Consider the following 19,025-nt stretch of genomic DNA (forward strand, 5'->3'; position numbering starts at 1 on the left):
CTTTCACACGGGAAGCCGTTCGGGCGCCAACGGCCCGCGCGTTTTCGGTGATACCACCCGGGGTAGTGGGGACGAGAGCTAGGAGGCTCCCATGTCGTCCAACGAGAAGTCCCTCGAATTGAGTTCGCGCCCAGCGGCAGAAGCATATGTCGCAAGTGTCTGTTTCAAACTCGGTCCACCGCAGCTCATCGGTGCCGAATTGGAATTTCTGACGCACACTGCCGACGGCGACAGGCCGTCTCTCGACCATCTCGCGACCGCTCTGGGAGAGTTCGCGCCGCGCAGCATCTCACCTGATTCACCCGCCTCGCCTCTGCCGGGCGGAAGCGCCGTCACCATCGAACCGGGCGGCCAGATAGAACTTTCCAGCTCGCCGTTCGCTTCGGTGCGCGAACTACAGGACGCAGTCGATTCCGACGCCCTCCACGTCGAGGACCTGCTCCGCACTCACGGCGTCGCCCTCTCGTCGATTCCCGCGGACACCGAGCGTGCCGCGAGGCGCCTTCTGGTTCTGCCGCGTTACTGCGCGATGGAGAACCGCTTCACCACCATCGGCCCGTTCGGCAAACTGATGATGTGCAACACCGCCGCGACGCAGATCAGCGTCGACGCCGGGGCGGACCGCGCCGACGTCACGCGCAGGTGGCAGATGCTCGAGGCCATCGGTCCTGCATTCGTCGCGGCCTTCGCGTGTTCGCCGCAGCTGCACGGCGCGCCGGACGACGGGTGGGCGTCGCAACGCATGCGCACGTGGCTGGAATTGGACGGCTCGCGCACCGACGTCCCGAGCACCGGTGACCCCATGACCGACTACGCAGCCTGGGCCGTCGACGTGCCGTTGCTGTGTATTCGCGGGGAGACCGAGAACTGGGAGGCCCCGGAGGGAATGTCGTTCGCGGACTGGATCGCCGACGAAGCACCGATCGGCCGCCGTCCCACCGAAGCCGACCTGGACTACCACCTCACGACGCTGTTTCCGCACGTACGGGCATGCGGGCATCTCGAGATCCGATATCTCGACGCGCAGCCGGACAACCAGTGGGTCGTTCCCGCCGCCGCGTTCGACGCGTTGTTGTCCAGCCCGGCCGTCACCGACGCGGCCTGTTCGATTGCAGGTCCGACGTCGGGCCGGTGGACGGACGCAGCCCGGGTCGGCCTCGCCGACGCCGAATTCCGGCACGGGGCCGAGGATGTGCTGCGCCTCGCCGCCGAACATTCCGTCGAGTACGGCGAGATGCTCATGCTCACCGCCGAGCGATGTCGCCGCGGCGAAACACCGACGTCGACCGTTCCGAGACGTTCGACCGACAGGGAGCCGGTATGACCGAGACCGAGCAGCTGAGAAGTGCCGTCGAGAAGGTCCTGACGCGCAGCCGGGCCCGCAGCGAAGCCCTCACTCAGTGCGTCGACGAGACGGATCTGATCGCACAGCATTCGCCGCAGATGAGCCCACTGGTGTGGGACCTCGCGCATATCGGCAACCAGGAAGAGCTCTGGCTGGTTCGCGACGTCGGTGGCCGTGAGCCGGTGCGCCGCGACATCGACGAACTGTACGACGCGTTCAAGCACTCCAGGTCGAGCCGGCCGTCGCTACCGCTTCTGACGCCCGACGAAGCGCGCGCGTACGTCTCGACGGTGCGCGACAAGGTGTGGGACGTGCTGGGCACCAGCCCGCTGGACGGCCGTCGACTCGAACGCGACGGGTTCGCGTTCGGCATGGTCGCGCAGCACGAACAGCAGCACGACGAGACGATGTTGGCGACGCATCAGTTGCGCGTCGGCCCTGCGGTGCTGACGGCGCCTCCGCCCCCGCCGGCCCGTGTGCCCGCGTCGGGGGAGGTCGTCGTCGCAGGTGGGGAGTTCACGATGGGGACCTCGCTCGACCCGTGGGCGCTCGACAACGAACGGCCTGCACATTCGACTTACGTGCCGTCGTTCGCGATCGACGTCGCCCCTGTCACCAACGCTCAGTACGCCGCGTTCATCGATGCGGGCGGCTACGAACGGCCCGAACTGTGGAGCGAACGCGGCTGGGCGCATCGGACTGCCGAGAAGCTGCAGGCACCGCAGTTCTGGGAGCGCGACTCGGGCGGTGCGTGGTGGCGTCGGGCGTTCGGTGTCTCGGCGCAGGTACGTCCGGATCAGCCCGTCGTGCACGTGTGCTTCTTCGAGGCCGAGGCGTATGCGCGCTGGGCAGGCAAGCGTCTGCCCACCGAGGCCGAGTGGGAGAAGGCCGCGCGGTTCGACCCGACGACGGGGACAGTGCGCAAGTACCCGTGGGGCGACGCCGAACCCAGCGAGGCGCACGCCAACCTCGGTCAACGACATCTCGAGCCGGCCGACGTCGGCGCCTACCCGGCAGGGGCGTCGGCGCAGGGCGTGCAGCAGCTGATCGGCGACGTCTGGGAGTGGACGTCGTCGAGCTTCGAGCCGTATCCGGGATTCGAGGCGTTCCCGTACGCGGAGTACTCCGAGGTGTTCTGGAGTGGGGACTATCGCGTGCTGCGCGGTGGTTCCTTCGGCACCGACGAGGTCGCCTGCCGCGGCACGTTCCGCAACTGGGACCACCCGATTCGCAGGCAGATATTCTCCGGAATCCGCTGTGCGCGAGACGTCGTCGATGTGTAGGCATCTGGGCTATCTCGGGCCCCTCCGTGGGGTCGGTGACGTACTGACGGCCGGTTCCCATTCTCTGCGTGTGCAGTCCTACGCACCGAAGGACATGCGCGGCGGGGGAACCATCAATGCCGACGGTTTCGGTGCCGCGTGGTGGGGTCGAGGTGGTGTGTCCTCCTACCGCAATGCGATGCCGATCTGGTCCGATCCTGCCGTCGACGACGTTCTGGCCGGCGTCGAATCCACGGCGGTCGTCGCCGCAGTACGGTCCGCGACGGTCGGCATGCCGGTCGAACGCAGCGCCTGCGCGCCGTTCACCGACGACACCTGGGCCTTCAGCCACAACGGGGTCGTGTTCGGGTTTCCCGAGGTACTGGTCGAACTCGCGTCCGAGGTCCCGACGCTCGATCTGTTGACGCTGCCCGCTCCGACGGATTCCGCCGCATTGTGGGTCATCCTGAGGCACCTCCTGCGCGACCACGAACCCGAGAAGGCCCTGCGTGAGTTGGCATCCCGGGTTCAGGCCGCGTCGCCGAAACCTCGGCTCAATCTCCTTCTCGGCGACGGCCGAACCCTGTACGCCACCACCATGTATCACTCGCTCGCGGTGTTGGACACCGGCGACTCCGTCACCGTGGCGTCCGAACCGCTCGACGACAACCCCGCGTGGACCCCGATCGGCGATCACCAATTCGTGTGCGCTCGACCGGGTCACATCGACATCACCGATCTTTGACCGAAGGAGACCCATGTCCGACACCGCGCTCGACGTCCACATCTCGCCGGAACGGCTGCTCGACGATCTACGCGCCGATGTGCGGCAGGGTCTGACGGCGTCGCCGAAGTGGTTGTCGCCCAAATGGTTCTACGATGCCGCGGGCAGCGAGCTGTTCGAGCAGATCACCGAACTCCCCGAATACTTCCCGACCCGCACCGAGCGTGCTCTCATCAAAGCGCACGCGTACGACATCGCCGAGCGCACCGACGCCGCGATTCTCGTCGAGCTCGGTTCCGGCTCGTCGGACAAGACCCGTCTGCTGCTTGCCGCCGGAACGAAGCACGGCTCGCTGCGCAAGTACGTTCCGCAGGACGTGTCTCCGTCCGCGTTGACGGGAGCGATCGAGCAGCTCTCGCAGGAGTTTCCCGCGCTCGAGATACAGGGGATCGTCAGCGATTTCACCGACACGCTGCACAACCTGCCTGCCGACGGACGTCGGACCATCGCATTCCTGGGCGGCACGCTCGGCAATCTCGTGCCCGACGAGAGAGCGATCTTTCTCGCCGACATCGCGCAGGCACTCGTCGCCGACGAATTCCTCGTTCTGGGAGTGGGTTTGGTGATCGATCCCGACGTTCTCGTTCCGGCGTACGACGACTCGATCGGCACCACGGCCGAATTCAATCGGAACGTGTTGTCGGTACTCAACTCTCGCCTGGGTGCCGACTTCGATCCCGAGAAGTTCGAGCACGTCGCTCTGTGGAACTCCGAGGCCGAGTGGATCGAGATGCGCCTTCGTGCCAAGGGAACACAGCACGTCCGGATCGACGATCTCGATCTGGACGTCACCTTCGAGGACGGCGAAGAGCTGCGGACGGAGATCTCGGCGAAGTTCAGGCGCGACGGTATCGAGCAGGAACTCGTCGACGCGGGCTTCCGCATCGACGAGTTCTGGACCGATCCGCAGGATCGATTCGCGTTGATCCTTGCGCGAAGGGCGCCTTCGGCGCCTGTGCGCGGATAGCTGGCCTGGGCTACGACTTTCCATGCACGGGTGGCTATGCCTCACTCAGCGCGACAACCGGCGAGATCCTGGTGGCTCGACGCGACGGGACCAGCGATGCGACGAGGGCGAGCACTGCGGCGCACAGCACCGTCCCCGCGATGACGGCCCACGGGAGTGTCGGCACCGTGATGCCCGACTGCGCGATCGACCCCAGCAGCGACTGCGCCGCGGCCCACCCGTAGACGATGCCGAGCAGCAGCCCGAACCCCATCGATGCGATCACCATCTGCGCGCTCTCGGACACGATCATGCTGCGAATCTGCTTGCGCGTGAAGCCGAGTGCGCGCAACAGCCCCAGCTCGCGGGTCCGCTGCATGACGCTGAGCGACAAGTTGTTCACCATTCCGACCGCGGCGATCACACCGGAGAACCCGATCAAGCCGGTCATGATACCGACGGTCACGGTCAGAACCTGATCGAGCGACTCGGCACTGAACTCGTTCTCGAGCATCGAACGGTAGCTGTACATCGCGACGGAGAACGTCACCACCAGCGTCACCCCGATCAGCAGACCCAGCGCGGTGCGCGTACTCCGTTCGGGGTACCGCGTGGCGTTGGCTGACGCCAGCCGCGCCGACGGCGAGGCTCCGAACAGTCGACCCACCACCCGCAGCAACCACGGCACGATCCGACGCGCACCCACCATGACTCCCGTGAACGACGCGGCCCCGCCGGCGAACGCAACGAGAACACCTGCGGGCGTGACGGTTCCGACGACGACACCCAGGCCGAGCAGAATCACGCCTCCCGCGATCAGGACGATCGCCGACGCCGTACGCGCGGTGCGTCGTGGCGCACTGCCTCCTGGCACGTCGACGACGGCCCCGGTGGCCTGGATCGGCGTGACGTCCAGTACCCGTTTCGCCCCGATGTACGACGCGGCCCACGTGGTTCCGACGACGATGACGACGGGCGTCGCAACAAGGGGCTGAACCGTCGTGTAGGCGACGTCGGGCAGCTTGCCGGAAGACACGGCAATCGCCCGCGCGAGGTGGCTGGATGCGACGCCCACCACGAGTCCGACTGCCGCTCCGAAGAATCCGACGGACAGTCCTTCGCGCGACACCGAACGGCGTAGCTCGCGGCCGGACGCGCCCAGAAGTCGGAGCAACGCAATGGTTTTGGTGCGTCCCGCCACGATGGTCCCGAAGGTGTTGGCCGTGACGACCGCAGCAACGTACAACGCCAGCAGAATGAAGACCATGGCGACGCAGTACAGTGCGATCGCGACCGAGCCCTCGCCGTCGTCCCCGAAGATGTCGAGCAGGAACGCCGTCGCCTGGATCAGGACGACACCGAAGAACGACGCCAACGCCGTCACCAGAATGCTCGCACCGTGCTCTCGTCGTCCGGACGAGTTCGTCATCGCCCTCATGCCGCCGTCTCCATCGCGAGCATGTAGCTGGAGATCTGTTCGGGTGTCGATCGGCGACGCTCGTCGACGATGTGTCCGTCGGCGAGAAACACGATGCGATCGGCGTACCCGGCCGCGACGGGGTCGTGGGTGACCATGACGATCGACTGTCCGTACTCGCGCACGGCTGCGGCAAGCAGCGACAGCACTTCGCGCCCGGTGCGGGAATCGAGATTCCCGGTGGGCTCATCGGCGAAGATCAGGTGTGGACGCGACCCGAGTGCCCGAGCGATCGCGACGCGTTGCTGTTGGCCGCCGGACAATTGATGTGGCCGATGACCCGTCCGTGCACCGAGACCGAGCGTCGAGATCAGATGCTCGACCCAGGCCGCTTCCGCATCGCTGGGTGCGCGGCCGTCGAGCTCGAACGGCAACATGATGTTCGCCCGGACGTCCAGCGTCGGAACGAGATTGAACGACTGGAAGATGAACCCGATCTGCCGACGCCGCAGTTCGGTGAGGGCGTCGTCGCCGAGATCGGTGATGTCGGTGTCGGCGAGCGCGACGCGGCCGGACGTGACCGAGTCCAAGCCGGCCATGACATGCATCAGCGTCGACTTGCCGGAGCCCGACGGCCCCATGATCGCGGTGAATTCGCCGCGATGGATGTCGAGGGACACGCCGTCGAGAGCGTGGACGGTGTTCGTCGTGTCCCCGTAGCTTTTGCGAACCTGGTGTACCCGAGCGACGGGCGGATGTGTTGTGGTCATGCCTGAAACGCTAGAAGCGCGCGGCCGCAGAAGAATCAGGCTGCAGGCCAGTCGTCGTACATCTCGGGGATGATGTGTGGCTAAGGGTGCGTCAGCTCACCAACCCGTGCTCGAACGCGTACACCACCAACTGCACTCGGTCACGCACGTCGAGTTTGGTGAAGATTCGGCTGATGTGGGTCTTGACCGTCGCCTCGCTGAGGTACTCGCTCGTCGCGATCTCGGAGTTGCTCATGCCTTTCGCCGCGAGCCGGAAGATCTCCTGTTCGCGGGCGGTCAAGCGAGTGAACGGCTCCGGAACGACCGGGTCGGCAGGTGTCTCGGTGAAGTGGTTCAGCAGCGCCGTCGTCGCCGACGCGGCGATCACCGAATTTCCTGCATGCACCGTGCGGATGGCGGCCAGTAGGAACTCGGGGTCCGCGTCCTTGAGCACGAATCCGCTCGCGCCCGCCTTGATGGCGCGCGCTGCGCTTTCGTCGAGGTCGAAGGTCGTCAGCACCACGATCTTCGGGGGAGTCGCCGACGCGGCGACGATCTCCTCGGTGGCCGCGATACCGTCCAGCACGGGCATGCGGATATCCATCAGCACGACGTCGGGGGATGCTGTCGTCGCCAAGTCGACTCCCTCACGGCCGTTTCCGGCCTCGCCGACGAACTCGAGATCGGGTTGCGACGACACGAGCATCCTGATGCCTGCTCGAAACAGTTGCTGGTCGTCGACGAGCGCGACGCGGATCCGTGTCATCGGGCTACCGGGATTCGTGCCACGAGTGTCCATACTCCTTCGTCGAGACCGGTCGTCAACGTTCCCCCGGACAGTGCTGCCCGCTCACGCATTCCTACCAGGCCGTGTCCGCCCGAACCTTCGGTGCTGCGCACGCGGTTGCGCACGGTCATGGTCGTGCCTGCGTCGTCGGACTCCAGGTGTACCGAGACCGGGTGCGACGAATCCCCGTGGCGGAGGGCATTGGTCAACGCCTCCTGCGCGATGCGATACAACGTGAGCTGTCCACTCGCACCGAGCGCGTCGACGTCCTCTGCGCCGGTGAGGTCGATTCGCAGCCCCGCCGTGCGCATGCGATCCACGAGTGTGCCGAGGTCCTGCGACTCGGTAGCGGGGACGTCGTCGGCGCTGTGACGGAGTTGGGCGAGCACTCCGCGGACGTCGCGCAACGCATCGCGCGCGGTGGCCCCGATGGTGCCGAGGGCCTTGTCGACCGACTCGGGATCCGAGGCGCGTGCGTAGCGGGCGCCGTCGGCCTGTGCGATGACGACGGCGAGGGAGTGCGCGACGATGTCGTGCATGTCGCGGGCGATGCGGTTGCGCTCGTGCTCGACGGCCATGTCCTGCAACGCCTGTGCCTGTTCCATCTCGGCCAGGGCCCGCTGATGTTTCTCCTCGATCGTGGTGCGATTCGCCAGCGCGATGCGGCCGAGCGACCACGACAGCCCGAGTATCGCCCACGATCCGACGAGCACGATGACGAGTTGGCGGACGTACTCGCCCGCGGTGCGCGTGCCCTCGTACAGGAAGTCTGCGTCGCCGCCGACGAACGTGAGGAACAGTGCGGCGACGACACCGCCCACCACCACCGACGCCAGGCCGAGCTGACGGATACGAGTGGATCCGTACGCGGCCGTCGCGAAGAGCACGAACAGGATGGCGATGTTGGCTGCCTGGGTGCCGAGGCCCGCGGCCATCTGACCGATCGCGCAGATCCACGACAGACCGAGCGCCGACGCCGGGGACAGCCTCCGCAACGCAAGTGCCACACCGTATCCGACGAGGACGACGATGGCGGCGACACCGTTGTGTGCGATCGCCGCGCTGGACAGAAGCACCATGAAGACGACGGCGAAACCGACGTCGAGGGCGATCTGAAAGCGCGTGAGCGACCTGAACACCCGATCCACCCTAGTGCGGCTGCGCCACCCGCGCGTGCATAGTCGGACTCCAGTCCAACTAATCACGCACGGGCCGCGCAGCGGCATCAGTTGGTGCGGCGACGAGCCTTCTCGAGCGCGGCGAGGGTCGTCAGTACCGTCGTGCGCTGCTTGTCGAGATCCTTCAGACGCGCACGAGCGGGCAGGCTCTGCTGGCCGTCGAGCGCGGCGATCTGCTCGTCGATTCCGGTGAGCTGACCGAGCAGCTTCTGAACGCGCGACTGCAGCTCGATCAGGTCGATGCCGGTGACACCGGCCTGCGCCTTCTTCGGTGCGGGTGCCTTCGCGGGAGCCGAGGACGAAGACGACGAGGTGCTCGGAGCCACACGCGGGGCAGCGACGGCCGCAGCGGCCCTGGGGCGCAACGCTTTGCGGACGGCGGCCGGGTCCGGCAGCTTCTCGAGGCGGATGCTGTTCAGGACGGCGCGGGCGTCACGAGCGGTGACGCGGTACTCACGCTCTTCCTCGTCGTCCGATGCGAGCGTGCCGCCGAGGGGGCGGAGGCCGTACATGCCGATGAAGTGCTTGGCCTCGTCGATGATGGCTTCTTTTTCACGGCACAGGCCGCAGCGAGGCTCGTTGCGATAGTCCTCGATCGAGTCGGTGCTGCCGCACCAGACGCACCCACCCGGGGTCCAACGAGCGATTCGGACGGTAGAAGTTGCAGCCGGGCTGTCCAGAGTTTGTGCGTCGATCACGACGAACCATCTTAGGGCACAACGCAAGCCGTCCCGCACACCCCCTCCCGGCCGAACTGCGCTTTTCGATCACCGTAGTGATCAAGCTCATTCGACCAGGGGGGATGTGCGGGACGGTGCGAAAAGATACCGAGCGGACTGCTGAAGCCTATGCAGATCCGTTGAACAGGCTTGTGACGGAACCGTTTTCGAAGACCTCGCGGATGGTGCGGGCGAGGAGCGGCGCGATGGACAGCTCGGTGAGCGTGTCGAAGCGCTTGTCCTCGGTGATCGGCAGGGTGTTGGTGACGACGACTTCCTTGGCACCGCATGCAGCCAGACGCTCTGCGGCCGGGTTGCTCAGGACGCCGTGGGTGGCGGCGATGACGACGTCGCCTGCGCCGGCTTCCTTGAGGACCTTGACGGCTCCGGCGATGGTGCCGCCGGTGTCGATCATGTCGTCGATCAGGATGCAGGTGCGGCCTTCGACGTCACCGACGACGCGGTTGGACTTGACCTGGTTGGGCACCAACGGATCACGCGTCTTGTGGATGAAGGCGAGCGGTGCGCCGTCGAAGCTGTCGGCCCACTTCTCGGCGACGCGGACGCGGCCCGAGTCGGGGGAGACCACGGTGATGTGCTCGAGGCTGTACTTGTCGCGGATGTGCTCGGCGAGCTGGCTGTGCGCGTGCATGTGATCGACGGGGCCGTCGAAGAAGCCCTGGATCTGATCGGTGTGCAGGTCGACGGTGATGATGCGGTCGGCGCCTGCGGTCTTCAGCAGGTCGGCGACGAGGCGAGCCGAAATCGGTTCGCGGCCACGGTGCTTCTTGTCCTGGCGGGCGTACGGGTAGAACGGCAGGATCGCGGTGATGCGCTTGGCCGAACCACGCTTCAAAGCGTCGATCATGATGAGCTGTTCCATCAACCAGGTGTTGAGTGGGAACGGGTGGCTCTGCAGCACGAATGCGTCGGAGCCGCGAACCGACTCCTCGAAGCGGACGAAGATCTCGCCGTTGGCGAAGTCCCGCGCCGTCTGAGGGGTGACTTCGATCCCCAGTTCTTTCGCCACCTGCTGTGCGAGTTCCGGATGGGCTCGACCCGAGAAGAGCATGAGGTTCTTCTGGTTGTCGATCCAATTAGGGGTGGTCACTACTGTTCGCCGTCCTTCGATTCATGCGACTCGGCGGCCAGTGCGCGTGCTGCAGCTTCCGCTGCGGCCGTGCCTGGACGCTTCTTCTCGACCCAGCCCTCTATGTTGCGCTGGGAACCAGCGGAAACGGCGAGCGTCCCCGGTGGTACATCGTTGCGGAGCACTGTTCCTGCTCCGGTGTAGGCGCCGTCGCCCACGCGGACGGGAGCGACGAACATGTTGTCCGATCCCGTGCGTACGTGAGAGCCGACCACGGTCCGCGACTTGTTGACGCCGTCGTAGTTCACGAAGACCGACGACGCTCCGATGTTGGAGTGTTCGCCGATCGTCGCATCGCCGACGTAGGTCAGGTGCGGGACCTTGGAATGGTTGCCGATGGTGGAGTTCTTCGTCTCGACGAACGTGCCCACCTTGGAGCCGGTGCCGATCTCCGACCCCGGACGGAGATATGCGAAGGGCCCGACGGTGGCGCCGGGCCCGATGTGTGCCAGCTCTGCCTGCGTGCGAACGACGCAGGCGCGATCGCCGACGACGACGTCGCGCAGCGTGGTCTCCGGGCCGACGACGGCGTCCTCGCCGACGTGCGTGTTGCCGAGCAACTGCACTCCCGGCTCGAGACGCACGTCCGCGCCGAGAGTGACGTCGATGTCGATCCACGTCGTCGACGGGTCGACGACGGTCACGCCCGCCCGCATGTGCTTCTCGACGATGTGGCGGTTCAGCACGGCCGTCACGCGCGCGAGCTGAACGCGGTCGTTGACGCCCATGACGAGGTCGGGGTCGGCGAGCTGCGTGCCGTAGACGGACAGGCCGCTGCTCTTGCTGATCTTGACCACGTCGGTCAGGTACAGCTCCTGTTGCGCGTTCTGCGTACTGATCCGTCCGAGTGCCGTACGCAGTGCGGCCGCGTCGAACGCGTAGACACCGGAGTTGACCTCGGTGATCGAGATCTGCTCGGGGGTGGCGTCGGAGTGCTCGACGATCTCGCCGACCTCACCGTCGTCGGTACGCACGATGCGCCCGTATCCGTTGGCGTCGGCGGGGACGAACGTCAGGATCGTCGCGGCGGCCTTGGTCGGAGCACTCAGGTGCTCGTCGAGCAGAGCCTTGAGGGTGTGGCCGTCGAGAAGGGGCACGTCCGCGGCGGTGACGACGACGGTGCCCTCGAAGTCCTCGGGCAGTGCCTGCAGTCCGCACTGCACCGCATGGCCGGTACCGAGCTGCTTGTCCTGGACGGCCGTGTGGATGGTGCGTCCGAGTTCGACGCCGAGCTCGTCGACGGCCTCGGTGACGCGCTCGCGGTCGTGGCCGACGACGGTGACGAGGTAGTCCGGCCCCAGGTCGGCGGCTGCGTGCAGCGCGTGGGCGAGCATCGTGCGGCCGGCGAGTGCGTGGAGAACCTTCGGAGTCTTCGACCGCATTCGGGTGCCTGCACCCGCTGCGAGAACGACCACGGCGGTGTGCACTGGCAACTGAGCTCCTCGGCGAAAATCGCGCATAACTGATCCAAAGGCTTCTTCGCTCCGCCGCCAGGACTCGAACCTGAACTATCTGAACCAAAATCAGAGGTGCTGCCATTACACCACGGCGGATCATGACCAGCGGTTTCGTAGTGACCCCGCGACCCAATCACCCAGGTTACGCAGCCACGGCTCCACCGCCGAGCGCAACGAGTCTCGCATGAGATGTGGTTGTCAGTCGAACCGCTGCCGTAAAACGTGTCCGACGCACCATTAGGCTCGTGACCGAGGCTCCGCGACGGTCGGGGGACGAGCGAGAACCGTGGGAGGCTGTCATGTCCGAACCCGAGCGTCCGCCGCGCGTACGCATGACCGGGACGCAGCGCCGCGAGCAGTTGATCGAGATCGGTCGCTCGTTGTTCGCCGAGCGCGGGTACGAGGCGACGTCGGTCGAGGAGATCGCCGGTCGCGCGCACGTGTCCAAGCCCGTCGTCTACGAACATTTCGGTGGCAAGGAAGGCCTCTACGCCGTCATCGTCGACCGCGAGATGTCCACTCTGTTGTGGATGATCACGTCGTCGCTCGAGAACAACAGGTCGCGCATCCGCGTCGAACGTGTCGCGTTGGCCCTGCTCACGTACGTCGAGGAGCGCACCGACGGCTTCCGCATCCTGGTGCGAGACTCTCCCGTCGCCGCTGCCGACGGCAAGTACTCGTCCCTGCTCAACGACGCCGTCAGCAAGGTCGGGCACATACTCGCGGGCGACTTCACGCGTCGCGGATTCGATGCCGGTTTCGCGCCCCTGTACGCGCAGGCACTCGTCGGCATGGTGTCGATGACGGCACAGTGGTGGCTCGACGTCCGTGAACCGTCCAAGGAAGTGGTAGCGGCTCACGTTGTCAATCTGTGTTGGAACGGTCTCACCAATCTGGAGGCTGCACCGCAATTGGGCGAGGAATGAGCGGTCCATTTTCACTCTCGTGAGCAAAAGAGCGAGTACAGTCGCTTTCACTGCGGTGAGATGCACGTCACACGTGCAGGTGATAATTGTTCGGACCGGAAGCAAGTTGAGAGAGGCCGTAAAGCCACCGGGTGGTACCGTTCGTTCGTAATTTGCGCAGTGGCGGCCCAGTATTGCGAAGGCGGAATCAATGGTCAGACAGGCCCGCGCCGAGATAACTCGCGACACCGTCTTGGCGGGCGCAGCGAACGTATTCCTGCGTCTCGGCTACGCGAATGCGAGTCTCAGCGAGATCATTTCTCAGTCTCAGGTCACCAAGGGTGCTCTGTACTTCCACTTCGGGTCGAAGGAAGAGCTGGCCCGCGCGGTCATCGACGAGGGAAACACGCGACTGACGACGGCGTGCAGGCAGTTCAACGACGGCCGCATCCCCGCTCTCGAAGCAGCGATCGGTATCTCGTACATCGTGGTGGATCTGTCGGTCAGCGATCCCATGGTGTCGGCCATGCTGCGGCTCAGCCACCAGATCGGCGACTACCGCGGAACCCAGGGCAACGTCATGGCCGGGTGGGCGGATGCGTTCGACACCCTGGCGGCCAAGGCCATCAAGCAGGGCGACATCGATTCGACCGCAGACTCCAGGACCATCGGCTCGCTGGTCCTCGAGATCCTGACCGGCGTGCACATGGTGGCCGTGGCCACGGCCAACACTGCCGAGTTGCCGTCGCGCATGGAACGTCTGTGGTACTACCTGCTCCCGTCTCTCGTGACGCCGGGCAAGCTCGAGTACTTCCGTGAGTTCGCAGCACGACGGGTCATCCGGCACTAGGGCTTCCGCCTCGCCAGGTACGGCCGGATAGGATCGAGCGCGATCGCCGGTTTTCCGCCCCGTCCTGCGGGGTGGATGCCGGACTGACAGTCGTGCCGATCTTGCTCAGGAGCCCCGCAGTTGCCTTCCGATTCTTCGCTTCATCTGTCGGGTCTCGCGCGCGTCGCTCTCGCCGACGCGACGCTGCAGTCCGTCGCCGAGGCGGTGGGTGCCGCCGAACGCACTCTGGTCGGCCCCAACGCGTCGAGGCCGTTCGTCGCGGCAGCGATGGCCGAGCGGACGCAGGTTCTGGTGGTCACCGCGACCGGGCGTGAAGCCGACGAGCTGACCGCCGAACTCGAGCAGATCCTCGGTGACTCGGTGGTGCAGTTCCCGTCGTGGGAGACGCTGCCGCACGAGCGTCTCTCGCCCAGCGCGGACACCGTCGGCAAGCGACTGCAGGTGCTGCGCCGCCTCGCGCGTCCCGACGACGCCGATTACGGCCCGCCCATCCAGGTCATCGTCACGACGGTCCGCTCACTCGTGCAACCGATGTCTCCGGGGCTGGGGGAGATCGAGCCGGTCACGTTGAAGGTCGGCGTCGAGACCGACTTCGACGGCCTGATCCACCGTCTCGTCGAGCTCGCCTACACCCGCGTGGACATGGTCGGCAAACGTGGAGAGTTCGCCGTCCGCGGCGGCATCCTCGACATCTTCTCGCCGACGGCCGATCACCCGGTGCGCGTCGAGTTCTGGGGTGACGAGGTCACCGAGCTCCGCGCGTTCTCCGTCGCCGATCAGCGATCTCTGGCCGACGTCCAGGTCGATTCGGTCATCGCCCCGCCGTGTCGGGAACTGATCCTGACGCAGGAAGTCCGCGATCGTGCCGCGGCGCTGAGCGCGGACAACCAGGCCGACGCGGCTCTCGTCGAGATGCTCGACAAATTGTCCGGTGGCGTTCCGGTCGAAGGCATGGAGGCGCTGCTGCCGTTGCTTCAGCCCGGCGAACTCCAGCTGCTCGCCGACATCCTTCCGCGTGGTGCTCACGTCCTGCTCTGCGATCCCGAGCGAATCCGTACGCGCGCAACCGATTTGGTGCGCACCGGGCAGGAATTTCTCGAAGCGTCGTGGACGGCGGCGTCCGTCGGCGGCGCGGCCCCACTCGACGCGTCGACACTCGATACGTCCAGCCTGGGCGGTGTCGGCCTCGATCTCGGTGCATCCGCCTATCGCTCGCTGCGGCAGGTTCGGGAATCCGCCGAGGCACACGGTCGCCCGTGGTGGACCATCAGTCCGCTGGCTTCCGGCAGTGACGACGAGGTCGAACTCGCCATCGAAGGTGTCCCCGAGGTCCGCGGCTCCGAGGAACTACTGGCCGGTGTCTTCGCGATGTTGCGCGGACATGTGTCGACGGGCGGTCGCGCCGTCATCGCCGTCGCCGGGGCGGGCACCGCTACGCGCATCATCGAGCGACTCGGCGAGGCGGATGTGCCTGCGGCGCACATCGACTCGGGTGCCGAGCCGCTGCCCGACGTCGTCAGCGTCCTGTGCGGTTCGCTGCACGAGGGACTGATTCTGCCCGACGCTGGACTCGTCGTCGTCACCGAAAGCGACCTCACCGGCAACCGCGTCACCGCGGCCGAAGGCCGAAAGATGCCCGCCAAGAGGCGGAATCAGGTCGACCCGCTCGCACTGGTCGCGGGCGACAGCGTCGTACACGATCAGCACGGCATCGGCCGGTTCGTCGAGATGATCGAGCGGACGGTCGGCGGTGCGCGTCGGGAATACCTCGTCATCGAATACGCACCGAGCAAGCGCGGTCATCCCGGTGACCGGTTGTTCGTGCCGATGGACTCGCTCGACCAGCTCTCGCGCTACGTCGGCGGTGAGCTGCCTGCGCTGAGCAAGCTCGGCGGATCCGACTGGGCCAATACGAAACGCAAGGCGCGCAAGGCCGTTCGCGAAATCGCAGGCGAGCTCGTGCAGCTGTACGCCGCACGCCAGGCCGCGCCAGGTCACGCATTCGGCCCGGATACGCCGTGGCAGCGCGAGATGGAAGACGCGTTCGGGTTCACCGAGACGATGGACCAGATGACGGCCATCACCGAAGTCAAGGCCGACATGGAGAAGGCGGTTCCGATGGACCGCGTCATCCTCGGCGACGTCGGATACGGCAAGACCGAGATCGCGGTGCGCGCGGCGTTCAAGGCGGTGCAGGACGGGAAACAGGTCGCCGTGCTCGTGCCGACAACCCTTCTGGCGCAACAGCACCTGCAGACGTTCCAGGCCCGCATGGCGTCGTTCCCGGTGACAGTGAAGGGTCTGTCCCGCTTCACCCACGGCGCCGACGCCAAAGAGGTGATGACCGGTCTCGCCGACGGGACCGTCGACATCGTCGTCGGAACGCACCGCCTGTTGCAGACCGGCGTCACGTGGAAGGACCTCGGTCTCGTCATCGTCGACGAGGAGCAGCGATTCGGCGTCGAGCACAAGGAGCACATCAAGTCGCTGCGGACGCACGTCGACGTCCTGACGATGTCGGCGACGCCTATTCCTCGTACGTTGGAGATGAGTCTTGCCGGCATCCGGGAGATGTCGACCATCCTCACCCCGCCCGAGGAGCGCCACCCGATCCTCACGTACGTCGGTGCGTACAACGACAAGCAGGTGGCCGCGGCTATCCGACGCGAACTCCTGCGCGACGGCCAGGTGTTCTTCGTCCACAACCGTGTCAGCTCGATCGACAAGGCAGCCAAGCGTATTCGTGACCTGGTGCCCGAGGCGCGCGTCGCGACGGCTCACGGCCAGATGAACGAGGAGACGCTGGAGAAGACGGTGCAGGGCTTCTGGCAGCGCGAGACCGATGTGCTGGTGTGTACCACCATCATCGAGACCGGCCTCGACATCTCCAATGCCAACACACTCATCGTCGAACGCAGTGATTCTCTCGGTCTGTCGCAGCTGCATCAGCTGCGAGGACGCGTCGGGCGAAGCCGCGAACGGGGATACGCGTACTTCCTGTACCCGGCCGAGAAGCCGTTGACCGAGACCGCGTACGACAGGCTCGCGACCATTTCGCAAAACTCCGATCTCGGTGCCGGTATGGCCGTCGCGATGAAGGACCTCGAAATCCGCGGCGCCGGTAACGTTCTCGGCGCCGAGCAGTCCGGTCACGTGGCGGGCGTCGGATTCGATCTGTACGTGCGGCTCGTCGGTGAGGCCGTCGAGGCCTACCGCGCGGCGGCCGACGGCAAGCCGATCACGACGGACGAGGCGCCCAAGGAGGTGCGTATCGATCTTCCGGTCGACGCGCACATTCCGCCCGACTACGTCACCAGCGATCGGCTTCGGCTGGAGGCGTACCGAAAGCTCGCTGCCGCATCGGATTCCGACGAGATCAAGGCTGTCGTCGACGAGCTGACCGACCGATACGGTCCGCTGCCCGAGGAAGTCGGACGGTTGGTGTCGGTCGCGAAACTTCGGCTCATCGCGAAGGAGTACGCCCTCACCGACATCACTGTCGCGGGAACCCAGGTCAAGCTGGCTCCGATGGATCTTCCCGACTCCAAACAGATTCGCCTCAAGCGGCTCTACCCGAACGCGCAGTACCGTGCCACCACCGGCGTCGTGCAGCTGCCGCTGCCGCGCGTCGAGGGTGGTGGCGTCGGCGCCGCCCGTGTACGCGACGTCGAACTGGTCCAGTTCATCGCCGATCTGATCTTGTCCTTGGACGGCAAGCCGTCTCGATCGGTGCTGCTGGAGCAGACTGTGGGGGTGTGATGACGGTAGTGCTGCTCGATCCGGCCCGGCCGACGATGGTCCCGGCCGAGGCGATCGAATTCCTCAGCGGGGTAGTGGAATTCACCGAGGAAGTACCGGTGCGGACCAGATGGCTCTTCTCCGGGACCGCGCGCGCCGACGGGTCCGCGGCCGTGCTCGTCAGCACCGATCCCCGTAATCCCGATGTGCTGGATCGGATCAGGCGCGGTGACCGCGTCGTCGAGTCGCCCAAGCTACCCGGCGACGACCTCATCGCAGCTGTGGTACTGATGGATCGCCTCCGCACGATCGGGGGATGGGAAGCGCAGCAGACACATGCGTCGCTCAGTGGCTACCTCCTCGAAGAGACCTACGAGCTGCTCGACGCCATCCACAGCGGCAACCTCGTCGATCTGAAGGAGGAACTCGGCGACATTCTGCTGCAGGTACTCTTCCACTCACGCATCGCGCAGGACGCCGAGGAGAACGCGTTCGACGTCGACGACGTCGCCGCCGGTCTGGTCACCAAACTGACCCACCGGACACCCCATCTGACCGACGGTTCGACGGGTCCGATCGACGTCGCCACGCAGGAGAAGGCGTGGGAAGAACGCAAGGCGGCCGAGAAGGCGCGTGGATCCTGCCTCGACGGCATCGCGATGGCCCAGCCCGCACTTGCGTTGGCGCAGAAGGTCGTTGCGCGCGCTACCAAGGCCGGGCTGCCCGATGAACTCGTACCCGACGACCTGCGCACCGTCCACATCGGGGTCGACCACAGTCACGGCGGCGAGAGCGCCGAGGACCTGTTGCGTCGGAACGTCCTCGACTTCGCCCGGCGCGTCCGAGGTGCCGAGGAATCCGCCAAGCTCCACGGCGCGCAGCCGGGAAAGCTCACCGCCATCGAGTGGATCGAGAATTGGGGCCGGAAGTAGGGGTTTTCGTTTCCCCGCTTTCCGGAGCGAGGGTGACATTCGGTCACTCGGAGTGACCGAGGGCCGCCCTCGCTCCAGCCGGGCCCGCGGCCACCCCCGCATGAATGACGCTTCCAAGCCATCAGATCGTATGGATGAACCATTCAAGCGATCGCGGCCCCGACTACCTACGCCAGAACAGATGGTGCGTCACGCCGCTGGGGCTGGGGACAACTTCGTGTTCGAAGCGGTCGTTCAGCTCGTCGGGCGATTCCCAGAGCTTCAGGCCGTCCCCGAGCTCCAAGTCGGAGACGGCTACATGCATGGTGTCGACGAGGTCCGCGTCGAGGAACTCGCGGATGGTGGTGACGCCACCACCCAATCGCACGTCCCGGCCGTCGGCTGCTTTCTTCGCCTGGTCGAGCACGGTTGCGGCGTCGGCGTCGACGAAATGGAAGGTCGTCTCGCCGAGCGTGATCGACGGGCGTTCGTGGTGCGTCAGAACGAAAACGGGTGTGTGGAAGGGCGGTTCGTCACCCCACCAGCCCTCCCACTCGAGGTTCTCCCACGGCCCCCGTTGCGGCCCGAACTTGTTGCGGCCCATGATCTCGGCGCCGATGTTGTGCGCGAAGTCCCGCGTGAAGTAGTCGTCGAGACCGCGGGTGCCGCCCGGATCGGTGCGGTTCGGCCAACTCGCGGTGGCGCCGGCCCACGCGAACATGCCGGAGTGATCGAATCCGAACGGGCTCTCGAAGCTCTGATTCACCCCCGCCGCGACGCCGTCGCTGGAGACGTTGAAATTCTGGACTCGTACTAGCTGTGGCACG

16 protein-coding genes and 1 tRNA gene are annotated in these 19,025 nt (G+C 66.0%); 8 read left to right on the top strand and 9 right to left on the bottom strand.

The annotated features are described in order from the left end of the window. Positions 1-91 precede the first annotated feature (91 nt). Genes egtA through egtD form a run of 4 tightly spaced genes read left to right on the top strand, consistent with a single transcriptional unit; the run spans position 92 to position 4,358 of the window. A complete protein-coding gene (gene egtA / locus RhoFasB10_RS15165) occupies positions 92-1,324 on the top strand; it encodes an ergothioneine biosynthesis glutamate--cysteine ligase EgtA (protein ID WP_068423976.1) in 1,233 nt (410 codons plus the stop codon). Next, positions 1,321-2,628 carry an ergothioneine biosynthesis protein EgtB gene (gene egtB / locus RhoFasB10_RS15170; RefSeq protein WP_167677059.1) on the top strand — a complete coding sequence of 436 codons (1,308 nt, stop codon included), beginning with the start codon at positions 1,321-1,323 and terminating at the stop codon, positions 2,626-2,628. The genes egtA and egtB overlap by 4 nt, the downstream gene beginning before the upstream one ends. Then, positions 2,621-3,352 carry an ergothioneine biosynthesis protein EgtC gene (gene egtC / locus RhoFasB10_RS15175; RefSeq protein WP_068424042.1) on the top strand — a complete coding sequence of 244 codons (732 nt, stop codon included), beginning with the start codon at positions 2,621-2,623 and terminating at the stop codon, positions 3,350-3,352. The genes egtB and egtC overlap by 8 nt, the downstream gene beginning before the upstream one ends. A gap of 13 nt (positions 3,353-3,365) precedes the next feature. After that, complete coding sequence (gene egtD, locus RhoFasB10_RS15180) at positions 3,366-4,358, top strand: L-histidine N(alpha)-methyltransferase (protein ID WP_068423980.1); 993 nt, start codon at positions 3,366-3,368, stop codon at positions 4,356-4,358. A 34-nt stretch (positions 4,359-4,392) separates the two neighbouring features. On the opposite strand, the gene RhoFasB10_RS15185 is transcribed toward egtD, so the two are convergent. From RhoFasB10_RS15185 to RhoFasB10_RS15220, 8 genes are all read right to left on the bottom strand, one after another. After that, positions 4,393-5,775, bottom strand: coding sequence for an ABC transporter permease (locus RhoFasB10_RS15185; protein WP_068423983.1), 1,383 nt, complete (start codon positions 5,773-5,775; stop codon positions 4,393-4,395). Then, positions 5,772-6,524, bottom strand: a complete 753-nt coding sequence (locus tag RhoFasB10_RS15190; RefSeq protein WP_167677061.1) for an ABC transporter ATP-binding protein — start codon at positions 6,522-6,524, stop codon at positions 5,772-5,774. Before RhoFasB10_RS15190 ends, RhoFasB10_RS15185 begins: the two co-directional genes overlap by 4 nt. Positions 6,525-6,615: 91 nt before the next feature. Continuing rightward, complete coding sequence (locus tag RhoFasB10_RS15195; RefSeq protein ID WP_068423987.1) at positions 6,616-7,269, bottom strand: response regulator transcription factor; 654 nt, start codon at positions 7,267-7,269, stop codon at positions 6,616-6,618. Continuing rightward, a complete protein-coding gene (locus RhoFasB10_RS15200; protein ID WP_068424044.1) occupies positions 7,266-8,429 on the bottom strand; it encodes a histidine kinase in 1,164 nt (387 codons plus the stop codon). Before RhoFasB10_RS15200 ends, RhoFasB10_RS15195 begins: the two co-directional genes overlap by 4 nt. 86 nt (positions 8,430-8,515) lie before the next feature. After that, complete coding sequence (locus tag RhoFasB10_RS15205) at positions 8,516-9,166, bottom strand: hypothetical protein (RefSeq protein ID WP_174551390.1); 651 nt, start codon at positions 9,164-9,166, stop codon at positions 8,516-8,518. 148 nt (positions 9,167-9,314) lie between these two features. Beyond that, complete coding sequence (locus RhoFasB10_RS15210) at positions 9,315-10,298, bottom strand: ribose-phosphate diphosphokinase (RefSeq protein ID WP_084423662.1); 984 nt, start codon at positions 10,296-10,298, stop codon at positions 9,315-9,317. Then, positions 10,298-11,770, bottom strand: a complete 1,473-nt coding sequence (gene glmU, locus RhoFasB10_RS15215; protein WP_068424049.1) for a bifunctional UDP-N-acetylglucosamine diphosphorylase/glucosamine-1-phosphate N-acetyltransferase GlmU — start codon at positions 11,768-11,770, stop codon at positions 10,298-10,300. The genes RhoFasB10_RS15210 and glmU overlap by 1 nt, the downstream gene beginning before the upstream one ends. A 49-nt stretch (positions 11,771-11,819) precedes the next feature. Continuing rightward, positions 11,820-11,890: transfer RNA gene (locus RhoFasB10_RS15220), tRNA-Gln, on the bottom strand. A 203-nt stretch (positions 11,891-12,093) separates the two neighbouring features. Here RhoFasB10_RS15220 and RhoFasB10_RS15225 point away from each other — a divergent pair. The 4 genes from RhoFasB10_RS15225 (at position 12,094) to RhoFasB10_RS15240 (ending at position 18,219) form a co-directional block, all read left to right on the top strand. Further along, the gene (locus RhoFasB10_RS15225) at positions 12,094-12,720 is read left to right on the top strand and encodes a TetR/AcrR family transcriptional regulator (protein ID WP_084423669.1); all 627 of its coding nucleotides are present in this window, start codon (positions 12,094-12,096) and stop codon (positions 12,718-12,720) included. Between the two features lie 190 nt (positions 12,721-12,910). Further along, positions 12,911-13,549, top strand: a complete 639-nt coding sequence (locus RhoFasB10_RS15230) for a ScbR family autoregulator-binding transcription factor (protein ID WP_068423989.1) — start codon at positions 12,911-12,913, stop codon at positions 13,547-13,549. Between the two features lie 120 nt (positions 13,550-13,669). Continuing rightward, a complete protein-coding gene (mfd, locus tag RhoFasB10_RS15235; RefSeq protein ID WP_068423991.1) occupies positions 13,670-17,308 on the top strand; it encodes a transcription-repair coupling factor in 3,639 nt (1,212 codons plus the stop codon). After that, positions 17,308-18,219, top strand: coding sequence for a MazG family protein (locus RhoFasB10_RS15240; RefSeq protein WP_068423993.1), 912 nt, complete (start codon positions 17,308-17,310; stop codon positions 18,217-18,219). Before mfd ends, RhoFasB10_RS15240 begins: the two co-directional genes overlap by 1 nt. A 163-nt stretch (positions 18,220-18,382) precedes the next feature. Here RhoFasB10_RS15240 and RhoFasB10_RS15245 read toward each other — a convergent pair whose 3' ends face one another. Further along, positions 18,383-19,024 carry a dihydrofolate reductase family protein gene (locus RhoFasB10_RS15245; protein WP_068423995.1) on the bottom strand — a complete coding sequence of 214 codons (642 nt, stop codon included), beginning with the start codon at positions 19,022-19,024 and terminating at the stop codon, positions 18,383-18,385. Position 19,025: the final 1 nt, after the last annotated feature.

Source organism: Rhodococcus sp. B10 (assembly GCF_011770055.1).
Classification (GTDB): domain Bacteria; phylum Actinomycetota; class Actinomycetes; order Mycobacteriales; family Mycobacteriaceae; genus Rhodococcoides; species Rhodococcoides kyotonensis_B.

Bases quoted from the DNA above. Each gene is read 5' to 3' on its own strand.
- RhoFasB10_RS15230 (WP_068423989.1), top strand. From the start codon at position 12,911: ATGGTCAGACAGGCCCGCGCCGAGATAACTCGCGACACCGTCTTGGCG.
- egtA (WP_068423976.1), top strand. From the start codon at position 92: ATGTCGTCCAACGAGAAGTCCCTCGAATTGAGTTCGCGCCCAGCGGCA.
- egtD (WP_068423980.1), top strand. From the start codon at position 3,366: ATGTCCGACACCGCGCTCGACGTCCACATCTCGCCGGAACGGCTGCTC.
- egtB (WP_167677059.1), top strand. From the start codon at position 1,321: ATGACCGAGACCGAGCAGCTGAGAAGTGCCGTCGAGAAGGTCCTGACG.
- RhoFasB10_RS15240 (WP_068423993.1), top strand. From the start codon at position 17,308: ATGACGGTAGTGCTGCTCGATCCGGCCCGGCCGACGATGGTCCCGGCC.
- RhoFasB10_RS15195 (WP_068423987.1), bottom strand. From the start codon at position 7,269: ATGACACGGATCCGCGTCGCGCTCGTCGACGACCAGCAACTGTTTCGA.
- egtC (WP_068424042.1), top strand. From the start codon at position 2,621: ATGTGTAGGCATCTGGGCTATCTCGGGCCCCTCCGTGGGGTCGGTGAC.
- RhoFasB10_RS15185 (WP_068423983.1), bottom strand. From the start codon at position 5,775: ATGAGGGCGATGACGAACTCGTCCGGACGACGAGAGCACGGTGCGAGC.
- RhoFasB10_RS15225 (WP_084423669.1), top strand. From the start codon at position 12,094: ATGTCCGAACCCGAGCGTCCGCCGCGCGTACGCATGACCGGGACGCAG.
- RhoFasB10_RS15190 (WP_167677061.1), bottom strand. From the start codon at position 6,524: ATGACCACAACACATCCGCCCGTCGCTCGGGTACACCAGGTTCGCAAA.